Here is an 18618-nt window from a genome sequence, read left to right on the forward strand (position 1 = left end):
CCGCGACGCGGCTCGGCCTCCGGGTCCGCGGCCCGCGCGCCGGGCCGCGTCCGGTGCGGCCCGGGGCGCAGCTCCAGCGCGGCGAGGGGCGCGGCGGCGAGGCTCGCGGCGGCGCCGGCGACCTTTTCGGCCGGCAGCGCGCGCATCATCTCCGGGAGGTCGTACACGAGCGGGGCCCGCCCGAAGAGCAGCTCCATGCGGCCGAGGGAGCGGGCGAGCCGCATGGGGTCGCCGTGCCGCCTGTGGTGGCGCAGGCCGAAGCGGTCGGCCGCCTCCGCCGCCAGGACGGCCGTCTCCGGCGAGGCCGCGCGTCCGGCCAGGAAGCCCCGGACCGCGTCGCGCACCCGGACCGCCTCGATGCCGTCCGGCAGCAGTGCGGTGGTCACGAGGGTGTCGGGATCGAGCGCGTCCAGCGGTTCGAAGAACCCGCATCCGCTCTCCAGCACCACCTCCGCGCCCGGGATCGGCCGGTGCCCGCCGAGCAGGTCGGCGAGGACCATGTGGGCGAGATAGCCGTCGAGGTCCGCACGCGGGTCGGGCAGCCGGTGGGCGAACGCCACCGCGGTGCGGCCGATGCCCGGCTCGGTGCCGGCGGCCCACCGGTCGCGCGTCCAGGCGCCCTCGGTCTCCGCGGGCCCCGCCGCGTGCGGCCGCGCGGGGATGTCCCCGAAGAGGCGCTCGACCCATGCCCGGGCCTGTTCCGCCCCGAACCCGCCCGCCACCGTGAGCACGGCGTTCCCGGGGGCGTAGTGGCGGTCGAAGAAGTCCGCGCATTCCTCGGGGGTCGTGGCGAGGAGGTCCTCGGTCCGGCCGTAGCCGTCGTGGGCATCGGCCCAGGTCCCGTAGGCGACGCCGGGGAGCGCCGGCCAGGGGAATCCGCCCAGCACCCGGCCCACGGTGGCCTCGGCGATCTCCCGTGCCACCCCCGCCACCTGCTCGCGCACAGCGGACTCGGTGAACAGCGGAGCCCGCATCCGGTCCGCTTCGCTGAACAGCGCGGGGCCGAGCTGCGCGGCGGGCACCTTCTGGAAGTACTCGGTGTAGTCCTGGCGGGTCGTCCCGTTGGCCTCGCCCCCGTTGCCGAGGATGTGGTCGTAGAAGCGGCCGTCGGGCAGGTTCTCACTGCCGCGGAACATCAGGTGCTCGAAGAGGTGGGCGAAGCCCGCCCGGCCCGGGGGCTCCGACCGGAACCCCACGCCGTAGTGGACGCTGACGCCGACGACGGGCACGCGGCCGTCCGGGGCGAGGACCACCCGCAGTCCGTTGCCGAGGGTCATCCGGTGGACGGGCGGTCGGGCCATGGGCGTCCCCTGGGGTCGCGGGTGAGCGGGCGGTGCGCAGGTCACAGGCCCGCCAGCACGGTGAGGAAGGCGCCGTAACGGGTGATCTCGCCGGGATCCCATGTCGCGGACGCGGTGTAGTCGTGCACGTGCAGCGCGATCCGCAGGGTGGCCGCTCGGTGGGCGGCGGCGCCGAGTTCGGCGCCGTACCCCTCTTCCAGGGCGTCGGCGAGCCGCTGCCACGCGCCGGCCTCGCCGCCGTGGCGCCAGCGCATCTCGATCAGCTCGCCGAGGACGAACCCGAGGTCGTATGCGCGCGCGGCGGTGCCGAGGTCGGCACCCGTCAGCAGCGCGGCGGAGGCGCGGTCCCCGTCGGGCACGAGGGTGCCGAGCATGGGCGCGCCGTGCACCCGCACCGGGTCCGCGGCCTCCAGCTCCTCGGCCGTCCACGACCGCAGTGCAGCCCACGCCTTCTCGCCCATCGTTCCGCGGAGCAGCCGCTCGGCAGCGGCGGCCTCGGGGATGGCGGCCCGCCCCGCCAGCCAGCGCTCCAGCCGGGCCAGCCCGGGAGGAGCCGATCCCGTGCGCGGGACCGGCGCGTTGTCGTGCAGGTGGCGCAGTGCCGCGCCGAGGCCGTTCAGCAGCCCGTCCAGGCCGGTGTCGGGCCCGTTCTCGATCAGCAGGCCGGCGACCGAGTCCCGGCCGGGAACGGTGTAGTCGCGCCGGGTGGGATCGGCGCCGCCGAAGGCGAAGCGCACGGGCCCGGGGGCGTCCGCGACCGCGTCCGCCAGGGCCGGGTCGGCCGGGGTGAACCCCGCGGGCAGGAGCGGGCCCGGCCGGTGCGTCCAGACGAACGCGTCTCCGGGGGCGCGCCGGATGGCGGTCCGCCGCAGCGCGGTGCCGAACGCCTCGACCGCGCCCCGGTCCGCGGGGTCCGGGGCGTCGGCCGCCAGGAGGGCGCGGCGCTCCTCCAGCCGGCGCAGCACGTCGTCCAGCGCCCCCGCGCCACCCATGTGGGTCCGTCCGGTCGTCGCGCTCGTGCCGTCCAGCGGGGGCACCATGACGATGCCGGGCCGGTCGACCAGCCGCGCCCAGTGCTCACGGTAGGCGTGGCCCTGAACGGCCCCCGGCGGAAGGGACGGGGCGATCGCCACCGGCGCCGCCGTGCATTGGAGGGACAGCAGTGCCGGCGTGTCCGCCAGCCCAAGCGAGAACCGGGCCATGAAGTTCAGCGTGGCGGGGAAGACGACGGCCGCCTGCGCCCATTCGCCGAGCCGCGCGTGCACCGCGTCGTGGGTGCCGTCGGCCCATTCGTCGGCGATGACCTCGCCGCCGGTGGCGGTCGCCAGCGCCGCGGGCGTCACGAACCGGCCGGCGCTGCGCGTCATCACCACCTTGACCTCCAGCCCGGGGGCCGCGCCGCGCAGCCAGGACAGCCAGCCCGGTGTGGCGCTCGCCGCCACGGCTCCGGTGACCACGAACAGCAGCCGGGTGAATCCCAAGTCGGGCATTCGCGGGGGTTCCTGGAGGGGCCGTTCGCTCACCGGGACACCGCCGATACGACGGCCTCGATCTCGGCGAGCGCGGCCGCGGCGCCGCTGAGCTGATGGACGCCCGTCATGTTGATCACCACTTCATCGACGCCGGCCGCGTGGAACGCGGCGATCTGCCCGGCGATCCCCTCGGCGTCGCCGACGAGGAACGCCCCTCCGCTGATGAGCCGGTCCGCGCTGCCCGGCAGGTCCTCGGGGTCGACCTCGATGCCGGCCCGGCGGAACATGTCGCGGTAGTGCGGCCCCATCAGGTGCGCGCCGTTGCCGGCCATGGCGACGCGCACCGGGTCGCGGTCACCGGCGTCCAGGCACCCGGAGACCACGGCCGCGAGGCGCGGGACGGGCCGTCCGGCGGCGGCCGCGCCCGCTTCCAGCTGGGGAGCCAGCACGTCGCCGATGTAGGACGCGGGCGCCAGCCAGGTGATCGCGACGTCGGCGACCTCGCCCGCCAGGCGCGCCATCCGCGGCCGGAGGACGCCCAAACCCACCTCGACACCCGGGTTGGGCACCGGGAACAGCGACATGTCGCACCGGATGTAGTCGCCGTCGAGGCCGACGTGCTCACCGGCCAGCAGCCGGCGGACGGTCGAGACGTACTCGCGCGACGCCGTGAGCGGGCTCGCGTACGGCCTGCCGAGCATCGCCCTCTGCAGCTCTATCTCGCCCGGCCCGAACCCGGCGACCACGGGGTGCCCGGTGGCGAGGGCGAGCGACCTGGCCTGGAGGGCCGCCTGGAGGGGATGGCGGAAGGGCATGAGCGTCACGCCGATCCCCGCGGGCACCCGGAAGCCGCTCCCCGCGGCGTGGGTGAACGAATCCAGCGGGTCCAGCAGCTGCGTCTGCCCCTGCCACAGGCGCCGCGCCGCCGTCCACTGGACCAGGGCCGCGTACGGCAGCATCTGCTCGTGACGCACAGGGACGAACGGCATCAGAACGGACACGGTACCCACGGCCTACACCTCCTGCCCCTCGGGCGCCGGCTCGTCGCGCGGACGCAGCATCTGCCCGTCGAGCAGGGCGGCGTAGGCGGCCGATGTGGCGGTGAGGTGCGGGTGGGTGCCCTGGCCGATGACGCGCCCCTCGTCGAGGACGACGATGTGGTCGGCGTCTTGGACGGTGGAGAGCCGGTGGGCGACGACGACGACCGCGCGGTCGCGTGCGAGCCGCTCGACCAGCCCCCGCAGGCGGTGCTCGTTGACGCTGTCGAGCTGCGACGAGGGCTCGTCCAACAGCACCAAAGGCGTGTCGGCCGCGAACGCGCGCGCCAGGGCGAGCCGCTGGCGCTGTCCGCCGGACAGGTCGGTCTCGCCGCCCAGCGGGGTGTCCAGCCCGGCGGGGAGCGCGCGCACGGCGTCGTCGAGTCCGACCTCCGCGAGAACGGCGTACAGCTCGTCGTCCCCGGGTACGCGGTCCACGCCCAGGGTGAGGTTGCTGCGCACGGTGTCGGCGAGCAGGGTGAACGTCTGGTCCACGAAGGTGATCCGGCCGCGCAGCTCCTCCAGCGGCAGCTCCGCGGCGGGTGTGCCCAGGATGCTCACCCGCCCCGACGAGGGGACCGCGAACCGCTCGATCAGGCTCAGCACCGTGCTCTTGCCCGCGCCGGAGCGGCCCACGATCGCGGTCAGCCCCCGGCGCGGCACGACCAGGTCGACCCCGTCCAGCGCCGGGCGGTCGTCGTAAGAGAAGGCGACGCGGTCGAACCGGACCGCCGGGGCGTCCGCGGCGCCCGGCCCCGGCACGTCGGCCGCCGCCGCAGCGGGGCCGGCGGACTCCAGGGGCAGCGCGAAGACCTCGTTGAAGCGCTGCTGAGCGACGACGCCGGCCTGGATCGACGCCAGGCTGGAGGCGGCCATCAGCAGCGGCGCGGCGAGCTGGAGCAGGTAGAGCAGGAAGGCGGCGAAGACCGCCAGGTCCAGCCGGCCGTCGATGACCCGCGCACCGCCGCCGATGATCACGGCCACCAGTGCGATCTGCTGGCCGAGCGTGATGGCGGGCACGACCAGCGATTCGAGGCGGGCCGCCTTGAGCTCCAGCCCGTAGACGCGTTCCGCGACGGCGCCCAGGTCGTCGCCGATGCGCTTCTCGGCGCGGTAGGCCTTGATGATGGTGATGGCGCCGAGCGCGGCCACGAACCGCTCGGCCAGGTGGGCGACGTCGTACTGCACGCTCAGGTAGGTGCCGCGCAGCGACCGCATGACCGCGACCACGATCATCGCCGCCACGGCGAAGGCGGCCGCGGTGATGAGCAGCAGCTGCCAGTCGAGGAACGCCATGACGGTGATGGTGCCGATCAGCGTGACGGCGGCGAGCGGCAGCTGCAATCCGGTCTCCACCGCGGCCTTCACCCGCGCCGCGTCCGCCGTGAGGCTCGCCGACAGGTCGCCGGCCCCCTTGCGGCGGGTCTCCTCGACCCAGGTGCCGAGGCTGTGCCGCATCACCCGGTCGCGCAGCCGGTAGATGAGCCCGTTGCCCATGCGCTGCAGCTGGTAGGTGGCCAGGGCGCCGGCGACCGCGCCCCCGAGGGCCGCCCCGACCATCCCGGCGACCCACCAGAAGACGGGATCGCCGGCCTGGACAGCGCTGATCACCTGGGCCATCAGCATGGGCAGCGCCAGCGTCCCGCCCGAGGAGAGCAGCGCGAGGACCACGACGACGCCCACCCGGCCCCGCTGGCGGACGAGGTCCCTGAACAGGTTCAGGCGTTCCGCAGGCGCGTCCGGGCCGTGGGCGGCGGGCGCGGAGGCGGTCGGGCGGCTCATGGGCGCACCGCGAACTCGATCAGCGACCGGGCGGCGGTCGCGGGCCCTTCCCAGGTCGGCCGCAGCCCCGCCGCGGCGGCGATCGCCTTCACCTCGTCGGCCCCGCGCACCGGAGCGGTGACGGTCGCGGCGACGTGGAGGTCGGCGCCGGTGGACGCCAGGTCCGCGGCGGCGCCGCCGACGGGGTGCAGGCTCACCTCGGCGAGCAGCACCCTGCCCTGCGGCCCGGCCGCGTCGGCGACCCTGCGCAGGATCGCCGCGGCCTGCTCGTCGGTCCAATCCGCCAGGACCGCCGACAGCACGTAGACGTCGGAGCCGCCGGGCAGCTCGTCGAAGAAGCTGGCGACGGCGGCCTCACAGCGATCGGCCAGCCCCGCTGCGGCGATCCGCCCTCGGGCGATGGAGACGGAGTTGGGCAGGTCGACGAGGCGGCCGCGCAGGTGCGCGTGCGCGCGCAGCAGCTCGATGAGCAGGGCCCCGTTGCCGCCGCCGACGTCGGTCACGTGGCGGACCCGCTCCCACGGGTACGCGTCGACGACGATGTCGGCGTCCCAGGCGATCCCGTCGCCCAGGACGAACTCCAGCGACGGGGCGTAGCGCGGATCGTGCTGGACATCGGTCCAGAAGTCGACGCCGAACACGCTCGCGTGGCTCGACCGCCCGGTGCGGAGGGTATCGAGCAGGTCGACCATCCCCAGCTCGGCGCGGCCGATCACGCCGTCGGAGTCCAGGAACGCGGCGACGCTCCCGGGGACGTCGCGGCGCAGCGGCTCGCCGAGCCCGGTCAGCGTGAACGTGTCGTCGCCGGCGCGGTCGAAGAGGCCGGCCGCGGCGAGGTAGCGCAGCAGCCGCAACAGCGCGTCGGGATCGGCCCCGACCGCCGCGGCCAGCTCGGCCGCCGAGGTCGTGCCGGCGGCGATGTGGTCGGCCACCCCCAGCGTCGCCGCCGCTCGGATCGCGGCCGGCCGCAGGATGCCGGCCATCTCGATGAGGGCTTGCCCCTGCATCACGTTCTCAGTCGCTGGTTCACTCGACACTGCGTCGCAACTCCTAGATCACCGAAGGGGGTGGCGGGCCGCGCCGCCCGGACCGCGGCGGTCCGGGCGGCGCGGAGCGGGATCAGCAGGTGAAGCGCAGCGTGTAGAGAGCGGAGTTGAAGCACGGGACCGAGCTGGCCGACGCACAGGGAATAGTGGTGGCGGGCGCGGCGGTCGCGGAGTCGACGCTCAGCTCCTCAGGGGTCGCATAGGCGTCGTAGCCTCCGACGAGCTCCATGATCGCGGCGGTCTTGTTGTCCATGACGGTCTCCTCATTCTTCGTCGCCCGGCTTGAGGTGCTGGGCTGGGGACGCAACGGTTTGCGCCCCCAGCGAGTACCTCAGCGCCGCTTCGTCCCTTGCGGACGCCGTGCGCGCGGCCGGCGGCGCCCGATCCCCGCGCTGGGGGTTCGGCCGCCGGCGGCCCGCTGGTCAGGGGTTGGGGTTCGGGGGTGAGTCGAGGTTGCGCGACGGGTCGGCGGGATCGATACCGGCGGCGGTCAGCGCGTCCGCCAGCGCTCGTTCCCGCGCAAGGCCGTCAACCGCGCTGGTGACGACGGCGCGGGCGACGGCCACCGCCCGGTGCTGGCCGAAGCTGAGGCCGCGCATCTCCGGACGCGGGTCAGCGGGCTCCCACGCGACCGCCGCGCCGGGCGCGATCCGGTGCGCGAAGGCCGACGTCTCCGCCCCCAGCCCGGGCAGCCCGCTGACGCGCTCGGCCAGCAGAGCGGGCACGTCGCGCTCCGCGCCCGCGAGGTAGACCACGATCGCGTCGCGCCGCGGGTAGAGCGCCGCTGACGACAGCACCTTGGCGCGGTAGCCGGCCGTTCCGGCCTCCAGCGCCTCCAGTACGGCCCGCCACACCTCCGTCGCCGATTCCGGGTCCGCGACGTGCAGGTAGAGGCGCAGGCGGTGCGGATCGGCCGTCTCGGGGCGGGAGCCGGTGACCATGAAGAAGCCCGGCGACACCGCCGGGCGCAGCGCCGGCACGGCGAGTCTCACGCGCGCTCCCGGCTCGGCGCCCCGCGCGTCCACGATGTCCTCCGCCGGTACCCAGGTCCGCACCCCGCCGCGCAGCACGAGCACCCGGGACGCGTCGGCGGGGTCCGCGACGTCCGCGGTGTCGCAGACCGTGACCTCCTCGTAGGACCTGCGGTGCGGGACCGCCCGCGCGAATCCGCGGTCGAGTTCCGGGGTGCGCAGCCGGAAGGGGACGTCGCCGTCGTCGGCCGCACCGCCCGAATGCAGGCTGCTGTAGAGCGCGCCCGAGAGCCGGCCGGGCAGCTCTCCGGGATGGCCGGCCGTGACCGACCGCCCCAAGACTTCGGCGCCGGTCCCCGCGGGGTCCACGCGCACCGCGTCGAGCGCCGCGAGTAGCGCCGGGCTGACCAGGGAGCCCGCCCCGACCGCGCTCACGACGGCTCCCCCAGACCCAGGGCCGCGGCGAACCGCTCGGGGCGCACCAGCGCCGCGCGGCCGACGCCGGCCGCGGCGCGCTCGATGCCGGCCACCCGCGACGAGCGGCCCGCGGCGGCGAGCAGCCGATCGAGCAGGTGCCAGCCCGCGAACGCGGTCGCGCGCTCGGCGAGCCCGGGATCGGCCCCGCCTCGCTGATCGCGGTAGGCCGCCCAGAAGCGTTCGATCAAGGGGCGCTGCCGCCGGAGAGCGGCCGCACCCCGTTCCATGATCACCTCGTGGGTGAGGTCGACACCGCGGAACACGGAATCGCCGTTGCCGGAGACGATGTCCAGCATCGCCTGCTGAAGCCACTGGCCGACGAAGTTCCCGATATCCCGCGCCGGGTCGGCCAGACGGAATTCCTCCCAGTCGGTGACGTAAAGCTTTTCTCCGACCACGAGGAATTGGTCGAGCCGCAGATCACAATGCGAAGGTACTTTGGGTGCGGCGCCCTCCGCGGCGCAGAGGGCGTCGATCGCCAGGCACACCTCCCTGTCCTGCTGGAGCATCCGCCAACTGTCCAGTTCGGCCATTGTCAGGTTTTCGTAGACACCCTCCGGAAGGCCCACGAGGAACCGCGGATCGGGCATGTGCGGCGGCGAATTGTCGAGCACCGCGAGCTCGGCGGCGGAGCTCGCGTGGACGGCCCCCAGCGCCCGCCCCGCCGCCCCCGTGAGCGCGGGGCCGAACCGGCCCTCCTCGGCCAGCCGATAGCCCGGCACGGCGTCGTCGACGTGCGCGAACGCGCACAGCGCGGTCGCCTCCTCAAGGGCGAGCAGCTCAGGAACGCGCAGGTGGAGGGGTGATATGGCCGGGCGGGCGCGCTCGAAGGCGGCCAGCCGGTCCAACCGCTCCCGCACGTTGCCGGGGCTGCCGACCAGCCGCTTCACGAAGGCGTGCCGCCCCGATTCGGTGGGCCCGATCCAGATGTCGTTGCGCCCCGGCGGCGCGGTGACCTCGGTGCGGCGGAAGGGCCCCATGCCCAGTCGCGTGAGCAGGGCGTCGACCTCGGGAACGAGATCCAGATCGACCGGCGCGAATTGCGGCGCACGGCGTTCTTCCATTCCCGCAAGAGCAGCCAAAACGGATCCCCTTTTCACGCTTTCCGCGCAATGATCATTCCCCGATTACGCATTCACAGGAGAACATCCCGCGCAATTTCCGGTCAAGCGTGATGTCCACATCAGGACATGGACGGGGGCTTTACGTCGCCGAATGGGCACGCAGAGTCCGGATTATCCGTGCAATTCGGCGCAGCGGCGCACGCTCGCCCGCGGATATTCGCCCGCCCGGCCCCGCGAGGAGGGGTTCCGGCATGCCGGCGCCGCCACCCCGCGATCACCCCCGGCCACCAGAGGGCCCCTTGGGCCGCGGGCGCCCTGAGGGGCACCAGGAGAGTCTGTCGCGCCCCTGAGTGTCCCGGGACCCACCGGCCCCGGGAAGGAGTTCACGCGCCGCCGTGTGGCCGCAGGAGGCCGTTGGCGCCCACGTGACGACCGTCGTGCAGCACCCCCCATGGGCACCCCGGGGCGTGTGCCGCGGTCGGGAACCGCCCGGGCCACCGCGAACCGATGACACCGCTCGTCGGGCGCACCCGGTCGGCAGCGGGAGATCCGGGGTGCCGCGGCACACCAGTGGGCGTGCCGCCCCTTGCGCACGTCGGCCGAGGACGAGCGCGAGCTGACGCTCGGGCCCCGTGTACGGCGTCGCGTTTCACGTGAAACATGCGGCGTTCTCTCAGGAGTCCAGGGCCGCAGGATTCCGTGCCCCGGGACTCCAGGACTCCAGAACTCCAGGACTCCAGGACTCCAGGCCCGGAAACGCCGCGACCCGGTCCGCGGTGCCCGTGCGAGGGGCCACCGCGGACCGGGTCGTCCCGGCAGGAAAGCCGGTCAGTTCTTCCCGGACTCCGGCGCCATTGCGGAGATGATGCGCTCCAGGTCCTCCATCGTCGCGAACTCCACGACGATCTTGCCCTTGTTGCGTCCCTGGTTGATCTTCACCCGGGTATCGAAAACGTCGGAAAGTCGACTTGCCCATTCGTCGATCTCCGGCGACGCCGCCGGGCGAGCGGCGCTGCGGCGAGCCGCCGTACGCTCATCGCCGGTCTCGCCCAGGGTGATGATCTCCTCCAGCGCCCGAACCGAGAGCCCTTCCTCGACGATGCGGCGCGCGAGGCGGTCCTGGGCCTCGGAGTCGTCCACCGACAGCAGGGCCCGTGCGTGCCCCGCGCTCAGCACCCCCGCGGCCACGCGGCGCTGTACCGAAGGCGAGAGGTTGAGCAGCCGGAGGGTGTTGGTGATGTGCGGGCGCGAGCGGCCGATCCTCCGGGCGAGCTCGTCGTGGGTCGCGCCGAAGTCGTCCAGCAGCTGCTGGTAGGCGGCGGCCTCCTCCAACGGGTTGAGCTGCTGGCGGTGCAGGTTCTCCAGGAGGGCATCGCGCAGCAGGTCGTCGTCGCCGGTCTCGCGCACGATCGCGGGGATGCGGTCGAGGCCGACCTCCTTGCTGGCGCGCCACCGCCGCTCCCCCATGATCAGCTCGTAGCGGTCAGGGCCGTTCTTGCGCACCACGATCGGCTGGAGCAGGCCGACTTCGGAGATGGAGGCGCGCAGCTCCTCCAGCGCCTCTTCGTCGAAGTACTGGCGCGGCTGCCGGGGGTTGGGGGCGACCGACCCGACGTCGATCTCCTCAAGGTAGGCGCCACCGACCGGCTCAGGGACGGATTCCGCTGTCGCGGGCGCCCCCTCGACACCGCTCATGCTGGGCCCCTGCGGGATAAGGGCGCCCAGCCCCTTGCCCAGCCCGCGCCGCTGCTGGCTCACCGACGTCTCCCTTCGCATCCCGTGTTCAGGTCCGGACACCCGTCTTCGCCCGGTAGGCGATCTCGCGGGCCGACTCCATGTAGGCGACGGCGCCGGTGGACCCGGGATCGTAGGTCATGACGGACTGCCCGTAGCTCGGCGCCTCGGACACACGGACGCTCCGCGGCACCAATGTCTTGAGTACCAGATCCCCGAAGTGCTGGCGCACTTCATCCGCAACCTGTGACGCCAGCCGGGTACGGCCGTCGTACATCGTCAGCAGGATGGTGGAGATGTCCAGCGTCGGGTTGAGGTGGGACTTCACGAGGTCGACGTTGCGGAGCAACTGACCCAGGCCCTCCAGCGCGTAGTACTCGCACTGGATCGGGATCAGCACCTCGTCGCAGGCGACCATCGCGTTGACGGTGAGCAGCCCAAGGGACGGGGGGCAGTCGATGAAGATGTAGTCCAGGCCGCTGACGTCGTAGGCCGCGAAAGCGCGCTTGAGCCGGGATTCGCGTGCCACGAGGGAGACGAGTTCGATCTCCGCGCCGGCGAGGTCGATGGTGGCGGGGACGCACCACAGGTTCTCGATATCGGGAACCGGCCGCGCGAGGTCGCGGATCTCCTCGTCCTCCACCAGGCAGTGGTAGATGGAACGGGCATCGGTACCGCGCTCCATCCCCAGGGCCGTGGACGCGTTGCCCTGGGGGTCCAGGTCCACGACGAGGACCCGGTTGCCGTGCATCGCCAGCGACGCGGCGATGTTGACGGTGGTGGTCGTCTTGCCCACCCCGCCCTTCTGGTTGGCGACGCTGATGATCCGGCACTCAGCGGGGCGTGGCCATACGTCGTCGCCGTGGCCGCGCACCGACATCGCCGCGCGTGCCGCGCGTGCGATCGGCGTATCGAGTCCGACATCGAGATCCGCAGGCGGTGCCATCACGTCGATATCGGTGTCCGACCACGACGATGTTTCACGTGAAACCGAAACACGGTCGCTGTCGGTGTGATTCTGGGACACGAATGAGTTCACCTCTTCCGTCCGCGCTTCTTCCTGCCGCCCGGCGCACGTCGCGTCCTGGGCTGAGTGGCATGGTCGCTCTCGGATGTGACCGTGACGCGAACAACCGTGGTAGCGGGTTCGACCTTACCGCGCCCAACCCGGATCACATCGGCAACGCAGGGACGTAGTGCCGACAAATCATCTTGCGATTCCGCCAACTCGGTCTCCGCCTGCTCTCCCTTGAGGGCGAGGAGGCTCCCTCCCTTGCGCAGCAACGGAAGGGCCCACCCGGCGAGCCGCGGGAGGGGGGCGACCGCCCGCGCGGTCACGATGTCCGCGCGCAACTCCCTCTTCACTTCTTCGGCGCGCCCGCGGAGCACCGTGACGTTCTCCAACTCCAGCAGGTCGACGCATTCCCGCAGGAACACCGTACGGCGCAACAGCGGCTCCAGCAGCGTCACCCTGATGTCGGGGCGGAGCAGCCCCAAGACGACGCCGGGGAGGCCGGCGCCCGAACCGATGTCCACGACATCGGAGCCCTCAGGGATCAATTCCTCGACGACGGCACAGTTCATCAGGTGCCGCTCCCACAGGCGCGGCACCTCCCGCGGACCGATCAGTCCGCGCTCCACACCGGCGTCGGCCAGCAGGTCCGCGTAGCGGACGACTCGGGGCAGGGCATCGGCGAACAGCACCCTCGCCTGCTCGGGCGGTGCCACACGCCGGTCAGCACCCGCGGTCATCAGTCACCACCTTGGCCAATTCATCCACGTATCTCTAGGTCGACTTCTCGATGAGTCGCTCAAACCACTCAGGGAAGTCGGGGGGAGGGAACACGAAAGCGCCCCCCACGATCCTATGTGTGGGGGGCGCCGATTGGTTCGTGCGCCGCCGTTTCACGTGAAACATGAGCCACAGTTTCAATCGGAAACGGACTTCTCCGTGATCTGGCGCGCTATCGCACGCCGACCCGGTCAGTCGACCGGGTGGACCACGACGTAGCGGTTGGGCTCCTCGCCCTCGGACTCACTCCGCAATCCGGCCGCCGCCACGGCGTCGTGCACGACCTTGCGCTCGAAGGGGGTCATCGGAGCGAGGGGCTTCACCTCACCGGACTTCTTCACCTCGTCGGCCGCCTCGGCACCGATCCGGGTGAGCGTCTTGCGCCGGGAGTCCCGGTACCCGCCGACGTCGAGCATCAGCCGGCTGCGGTTGCCGGTGCTGCGATGCACCGCGAGACGGGTGAGTTCCTGAAGCGCCTCCAGCACCTCGCCCTTGTCTCCGATGAGATCGTCGAGGGTGTCGCCGACGACCGCCACCATCGCGCGGTCGCCCTCGACGTCCATGTCGATGTCGCCGTCGAAGTCGGCGATGTCGAGCAGACCCTCGATGTAGTCGGCCGCGATGTCGCCTTCCGCTTCCAGCGCCTCCACGTCGACGCCGCCCTCGGGCCCGCTGTCGCGGTCCTCCGGTGCCTCCGCGACCGCGACACTGCCGCGGGTGTCCTCCGCGTCCTCGGTGTTGCTGCTCACAGCGAGCTGTCTCCTAACGTCTGGAATGGTGCCCGGAGGTGCGCTTCCAGGGCTGGCGCCTGCGCACGCATCCGGTACCGAAAGCACTATTTCTGCGGGTTGCCGCCGGAACGCTTGGCCCGCGACTGCTTCTTCGGCTGCCTACGCTCGATCTTAGGCTGTTCGACCGGCTCTGGCGCGGACTCCTTGCGCTTGCCCAGCAGACCCTTCGCGGATCCGTTCGGCGACGTACGCGCGGCGGGCTCGCCGCCTTCACCGGGCACCGGGTGCTTGCGGTACAGGAAGTGCTGCTGTCCCATCGTCCAGACGTTGGAGGTCACCCAGTAGATCAACACGCCGATGGGCATCCCCAGACCGAAGAGGCCGAAGGCCGGCGCCATGTACATCATGATCTTCTGCGACTGCATCATCGGGTTGTCCGCCATCTGCACGGACTGCATGGAGCTGCGCTTGATGCTCTGCCGCATGGTCAGGAACGTGGTCGCACCCATGATCACGCAGGCGATGACGATGACGACCTTCGCCATGATCGGGTCGGCGCCGTACCGGTCGAGCTCCTGGGTGGAGGTGGTGAACTGCGCCGCCAGCGGGGCGTGGAAGATCAGCGCCCCTTGCGCGCTGGCCACCAGCTGCTCGGTGAAGCCGTACTGCGCCTGCCCCTGGGCCACGCTGCGCAGCACGCTGAAGAGGGCGAAGAAGACCGGCATCTGCAACAGGAGGGGCAGGCAGCCCATGAGCGGGTTGACCCCGCTCTCCTGCTGGACCTTCATCATCTCCTGCTGCTGGCGCTGCTTGTCGTGCTTGTAACGCTCGCGCACCTTCTGCAGCTGCGGCTGGAGATCCGCCATCTTCCGCTGCGTGTGCATCTGCTTCACGAACAGCGGGACCATGATGAGCCGCACGACAACGGTCAGGGTGACGATGGACAGGCCCCACGCCCAGCCGCTGTCAGGATCCAGCCCCACAGCGGTCAGACCCGTGTGGATCTGGATCAGCACCCAGCCGACGATGTTGTAAAGCCAGTCCAGCACCGGCCAACTCCCTCTTACTTCGATTCAGCTACAGGCCCTCGGACGGGGAAACGACATCGCCATCTGCCCCTCGGCCCGGGTCATTCGCTTGTCCGTCGCCCGCGCCCCGGCGGGGCGGGACCGGATCCAGTCCGCCCGGATGGAACGGGTGGCAGCGGGCGATCCTCCGGACGGTCAGCCACAGCCCCCGGGGCGCCCCGTGGACCGCGAGCGCCTGCACGGCGTACGCGCTGCACGAGGGGTAGAACCGGCACACCGGCGGGAACAGGGGGCTGATGAATCGCTGGTACCCGCGGATGGGCACCGTCAGCAGCCGCGCCGCCGGGGTGGGTCTGTCATCGCTCATCGATCCGCCTGCTCCCCGCCGGATCGCGCGCCATCGGATGCGCCGGGCCCCCGGCGACGGCGTGTCGCGTTCGTCCGGGGGCGCATCGCCGAAGCGAGAGCACCGTCGAGCTGCGCGGCCAGCGTGTCGTACCGCAGAGACGCGGCCAGGGGTTTGGCCCGCACTACCAGCAGGCTACCTTCAGGGAGAGCGGACAGCCGATCGCGCATCAGGTGGCGGAGCCGGCGCTGCACGCGCTTGCGGACCACCGCGTTGCCGACCGCTTTGCTCACCACGAACCCGACACGCGGCGCCCCTTCCCCGGGGCCCGCTCCGGCCGGCGGGGGCGGGGCGTAGACGACGCCCAGCGCGTCGCGCCCGGCACGCCGGCCCGTGCGCATGACGAGGCCGAATTCGGCGCTGCGCCGCATGCGGTTGTGAGGCGACAACATCGGACCGGTCCCCGAACATGAGAAGAGGGCCGGCTGCCGAAGCGGGCAGCCGGCCCAAACGTCAACGATCGACTCGCCGCGGCTACTGGCTCACGGTCAGCCGCACGCGCCCCTTGCTCCGGCGCGCGGCGATGATCGCGCGTCCAGCACGGGTCCGCATGCGCAGCCGGAACCCGTGGACCTTCGCGCGACGGCGGTTGTTCGGCTGGAAAGTACGCTTGCTCACTGCTCGGCTCCAGGGGCGTGTCAGAAAAAGTACGGCACGGCCCCGCCGGCGCGGGGCCCAGGTATGTCTGCGCTCGTCGACGTCACGGGAACGTCGGAGGACATCACCCGCCCGCCTCCCCGTACCGCGCCCGCTAGACCGGTGCGCAGACGGATAGCGACTTAAGCATAAAGAACATACGGGCTGCCCGGACAGCGGTCAAATCGCGACGGCCCCACCAGCAGGGACACCGGTGCCTCGGTCCACAGAAAAGCGTACCTGTGGACAACACGTCCTCCACAGGCTGTGTGCGGCCTCCGGCCACCCCTAAGCTGTGGATAACCTCGGAACCTCGTTCCCCTCCCCCATGTGTGCGCCCGCGGCGGCGAACGGCCCCGCCACACGACCTTCACACAGCCCCTGATCAGGGATTTGTGGATAAGTCGACCGTGGTCGCGCGATTCTGTCAGGCTGTGTACAAGCCCGTGCACAACATGTGGATGATGCCGGAAAGTTGTGGAAGCCCGTTGGGACCCAGGAAACCAGAGCCCGCATCCGGGCGCGACACCGTACACAGCGAGATCCACAATTACACCGCCGGTTACCCACAGGGCACCCGTGGTGAGCGCGGCTTCCCGGCGTGTCCCGCCCGCCCCGCCTCCCGGGACAATGGGAGGTCCGGCGCAGGGCGGGACCGGCCGCCGCGCCAAGAGCAGCAGACCGTGAGAAGGGGACGAACCATGGCAGGTCACCGTGTCTGAGGCACAGGTCAACCTCGCAATGGTGTGGTCGAGCGTGCTGGACAGCCTCGACAACAGCGCCCTGCCCCCGCAGCAGAGAGCGTGGCTGCCGCAGACCCGGCCGCTGGGGCTGATCGAGGACACCGCCCTGCTCGCCGCCCCCAACGAGTTCGCCAAGGAAATCCTCGAGACCCGGCTGCGCCCGGCCATCAGCCAGGCGCTCTCCGCCGAGCTGGGCCGCGACATCCGGGTCGCGGTCACCGTCGACCCCGCCGCCGTGCAGCCGGCCCCGCCGCCCGCCCCCCAGCCCGGCGGCTACGGCCCGCCCGCTCCCGCCCCCCCGCCGGGGCACACCTGGCAGCCGGCCGTCCCCGATGACCTGCCCGGAGCTCCCGCGGCCGTCGAACCGCCCCTCAGCGACCGGTTCGGCGAGGCGGCCCACTCCGCGCACCGGCAGCACCCGGGCGAGCCCGCCCCGGTCGACCGCGACCGGCACGGGTACCCGCCCCACCCCGGCCATCTCCCGCAGCACGCCGCTCGCGGCGGCGCCGGCGACGACCTGCTCGCCCCACGCGCCGGGCACGACCCCTACCGCGGCTGGCAGGAGCCCCGGCACTGGGACCCGCCCAACCGGTGGGAGACCCCGTCGTGGGAGACGCCCTCGTGGGACGCCGCTCCGCCCCCGCACGCCGGGGCCGGCCGCCACGGCGTCCCCGACCACGGCGAACCCGGCCCGGGCCCCGGCGCCCCGCCCGACTCCCCCGGGGCCGGGGCGCCGCCGGGGCCTCCGCCCGGCGGCCCCGACCCGTCGGGCGCGGCCGCGGCCCGGCCGCACGCCGCCACGGAGCCGGCCCGGCTGAACCCGAAGTACACCTTCGACACGTTCGTCATCGGGTCCAGCAACCGGTTCGCGCACGCCGCGGCGGTCGCGGTCGCCGAGGCGCCGGCCAAGGCCTACAACCCGCTGTTCATCTACGGCGGCTCGGGGCTGGGCAAGACCCACCTGCTGCACGCCATCGGCCACTACGCCCAGCGCCTCTACGACGGCGCGCGGGTGCGCTACGTCAGCTCCGAGGAGTTCACCAACGAGTTCATCAACTCGATCCGCGACGGCAAGGCCGACGGCTTCCGCCGCCGCTACCGCGACATCGACGTCCTCCTGGTCGACGACATCCAGTTCCTGGAGAACAAGGAGCAGACCCAGGAGGAGTTCTTCCACACCTTCAACACGCTCCACAACTCCAATAAGCAGATCGTGATCTCCAGCGACCGGCCGCCCAAGCAGCTGGTCACGCTGGAGGACCGGCTGCGCAACCGGTTCGAGTGGGGGCTCATCACCGATGTGCAGCCCCCCGAACTCGAGACCCGGATCGCCATCCTGCGCAAGAAGGCAGCCCAGGAGGGGCTGGCCGCACCGCCCGAGGTCCTGGAGTTCATCGCGAGCAAGATCTCCACGAACATCCGCGAGCTGGAGGGCGCGCTCATCCGCGTGACCGCGTTCGCCAGCCTGAACCGGCAGTCGGTGGACCTGCACCTCACGGGGATCGTGCTGAAGGACCTCATCCCCGACGACGAGGGGCCCGAGATCACCGCCTCGGCGATCATGGCCCAGACCGCCTCCTACTTCGGGCTGAGCACCGAGGACCTGTGCGGGACGTCGCGCTCGCGGGTCCTGGTGACCGCGCGGCAGATCGCGATGTACCTGTGCCGCGAGCTCACCGACCTGTCGCTGCCCAAGATCGGGCAGCAATTCGGTGGCAGGGACCACACCACGGTGATGCACGCCGACCGCAAGATCCGGTCCCTCATGGCCGAGCGCCGGTCCATCTACAACCAAGTGACCGAGCTGACCAACCGGATCAAACAGCAGTCGCGAAATATCTGAGGACCTTTTTTCGGCCCGGCCAGGCGGAGTTATCCCCAGGCCGGGCCGATTTTCTGTGGACAACCCGTGGATAACCCTGCGGATAACCGCCCGGAGACGGTGGACAACCTGTGGGTGCCCTGTGGGTGGCCGCCCCGGCCCGTCCGCACACCGTCTCCCGCGCCTGTGGGCGAACCGTGGATAACCGGTGGATGAGCGGTGGATAACCCGTGGACGGTCTGTGGATGCAGAACCGGCGTCCACAGCGCACGTCGTTTCTCCCCAGCCCCACCCACAGGCCCGGTGGACAAAAATTCGCGGTCCGACCTGCGAAAACAATGGTTATCCACACTATCCACAGCCCCTACTACTACTGCGCCTCTATTGATGAGCATGTGGCGTGAAAAATCGGCTGGACCCCCAATCTGTGGACGACCGGGCTCCGGCAGGTCCGCGGCGTACCGGCGAGGCGGCGAACGCGTGTGGTGGGCAGCGCCGCCAGTGGAATCCGGGTACCGTGTGAACCCGCCCCCTTGACGCGCCCGGCGACCCCCGTGCCGCCGCCCCCGCCGCAGT

General features: G+C 72.0%; 17 protein-coding genes. 1 reads left to right on the forward strand and 16 read right to left on the reverse strand.

The genetic code is table 11. The features are described from left to right. From ACFO4E_RS26840 to rpmH, 16 genes are all read right to left on the reverse strand, one after another. On the reverse strand, positions 1 to 1301 hold a 1301-nt coding region (locus ACFO4E_RS26840; RefSeq protein WP_378579500.1), incomplete at its 3' end, for a M16 family metallopeptidase. A gap of 41 nt (positions 1302 to 1342) precedes the next feature. Continuing rightward, the gene (locus ACFO4E_RS26845) at positions 1343 to 2791 is read right to left on the reverse strand and encodes a flavoprotein (RefSeq protein ID WP_378579502.1); all 1449 of its coding nucleotides are present in this window, start codon (positions 2789 to 2791) and stop codon (positions 1343 to 1345) included. A 29-nt stretch (positions 2792 to 2820) separates the two neighbouring features. Further along, positions 2821 to 3762, reverse strand: a complete 942-nt coding sequence (locus ACFO4E_RS26850; RefSeq protein WP_378579505.1) for an LLM class flavin-dependent oxidoreductase — start codon at positions 3760 to 3762, stop codon at positions 2821 to 2823. Between the two features lie 24 nt (positions 3763 to 3786). Next, entirely contained in the window at positions 3787 to 5592 is a 1806-nt protein-coding gene (locus ACFO4E_RS26855) for an ABC transporter ATP-binding protein (protein WP_378579507.1), read from the reverse strand. Then, a complete protein-coding gene (locus ACFO4E_RS26860) occupies positions 5589 to 6599 on the reverse strand; it encodes a methyltransferase (RefSeq protein WP_378579511.1) in 1011 nt (336 codons plus the stop codon). Before ACFO4E_RS26860 ends, ACFO4E_RS26855 begins: the two co-directional genes overlap by 4 nt. A gap of 112 nt (positions 6600 to 6711) precedes the next feature. Further along, the gene (locus ACFO4E_RS26865) at positions 6712 to 6891 is read right to left on the reverse strand and encodes an LxmA leader domain family RiPP (protein WP_378579513.1); all 180 of its coding nucleotides are present in this window, start codon (positions 6889 to 6891) and stop codon (positions 6712 to 6714) included. A gap of 169 nt (positions 6892 to 7060) precedes the next feature. Beyond that, on the reverse strand, positions 7061 to 8044 hold the full coding sequence (locus ACFO4E_RS26870) for a T3SS effector HopA1 family protein (RefSeq protein ID WP_378579515.1): 984 nt from the start codon (positions 8042 to 8044) through the stop codon (positions 7061 to 7063). Further along, a complete protein-coding gene (gene lxmK, locus ACFO4E_RS26875; protein ID WP_378579517.1) occupies positions 8041 to 9150 on the reverse strand; it encodes a class V lanthionine synthetase subunit LxmK in 1110 nt (369 codons plus the stop codon). The genes ACFO4E_RS26870 and lxmK overlap by 4 nt, the downstream gene beginning before the upstream one ends. Before the next feature lie 828 nt (positions 9151 to 9978). Beyond that, complete coding sequence (locus ACFO4E_RS26880; RefSeq protein WP_378579519.1) at positions 9979 to 10908, reverse strand: ParB/RepB/Spo0J family partition protein; 930 nt, start codon at positions 10906 to 10908, stop codon at positions 9979 to 9981. A 25-nt stretch (positions 10909 to 10933) separates the two neighbouring features. Continuing rightward, positions 10934 to 11764: a ParA family protein gene (locus ACFO4E_RS26885; RefSeq protein WP_378579572.1), complete on the reverse strand. Its 831-nt coding sequence runs from the start codon at positions 11762 to 11764 to the stop codon at positions 10934 to 10936. Positions 11765 to 11919: 155 nt separating this feature from the next. Next, the gene (gene rsmG / locus ACFO4E_RS26890) at positions 11920 to 12636 is read right to left on the reverse strand and encodes a 16S rRNA (guanine(527)-N(7))-methyltransferase RsmG (RefSeq protein ID WP_378579521.1); all 717 of its coding nucleotides are present in this window, start codon (positions 12634 to 12636) and stop codon (positions 11920 to 11922) included. A 231-nt stretch (positions 12637 to 12867) separates the two neighbouring features. Continuing rightward, the gene (locus ACFO4E_RS26895; protein WP_378579523.1) at positions 12868 to 13425 is read right to left on the reverse strand and encodes a Jag family protein; all 558 of its coding nucleotides are present in this window, start codon (positions 13423 to 13425) and stop codon (positions 12868 to 12870) included. Between the two features lie 86 nt (positions 13426 to 13511). Further along, positions 13512 to 14456, reverse strand: coding sequence for a membrane protein insertase YidC (gene yidC / locus ACFO4E_RS26900; protein ID WP_378579526.1), 945 nt, complete (start codon positions 14454 to 14456; stop codon positions 13512 to 13514). 28 nt (positions 14457 to 14484) lie between these two features. Beyond that, positions 14485 to 14802: a membrane protein insertion efficiency factor YidD gene (gene yidD / locus ACFO4E_RS26905; RefSeq protein ID WP_378579530.1), complete on the reverse strand. Its 318-nt coding sequence runs from the start codon at positions 14800 to 14802 to the stop codon at positions 14485 to 14487. Then, a complete protein-coding gene (rnpA, locus tag ACFO4E_RS26910) occupies positions 14799 to 15233 on the reverse strand; it encodes a ribonuclease P protein component (protein ID WP_378579532.1) in 435 nt (144 codons plus the stop codon). Before rnpA ends, yidD begins: the two co-directional genes overlap by 4 nt. Before the next feature lie 82 nt (positions 15234 to 15315). Then, positions 15316 to 15459 (reverse strand): 50S ribosomal protein L34, encoded by a 144-nt coding sequence (rpmH, locus tag ACFO4E_RS26915; RefSeq protein WP_378579533.1) that lies wholly within the window; start codon positions 15457 to 15459, stop codon positions 15316 to 15318. A 732-nt stretch (positions 15460 to 16191) separates the two neighbouring features. On the opposite strand from rpmH, the gene dnaA reads away from it, so the two are divergent. After that, positions 16192 to 18063: a chromosomal replication initiator protein DnaA gene (gene dnaA / locus ACFO4E_RS26920; protein WP_378579538.1), complete on the forward strand. Its 1872-nt coding sequence runs from the start codon at positions 16192 to 16194 to the stop codon at positions 18061 to 18063. Positions 18064 to 18618: the final 555 nt, after the last annotated feature.

Source organism: Nocardiopsis mangrovi, from assembly GCF_042653925.1.
GTDB lineage: Bacteria > Actinomycetota > Actinomycetes > Streptosporangiales > Streptosporangiaceae > Nocardiopsis_B > Nocardiopsis_B mangrovi.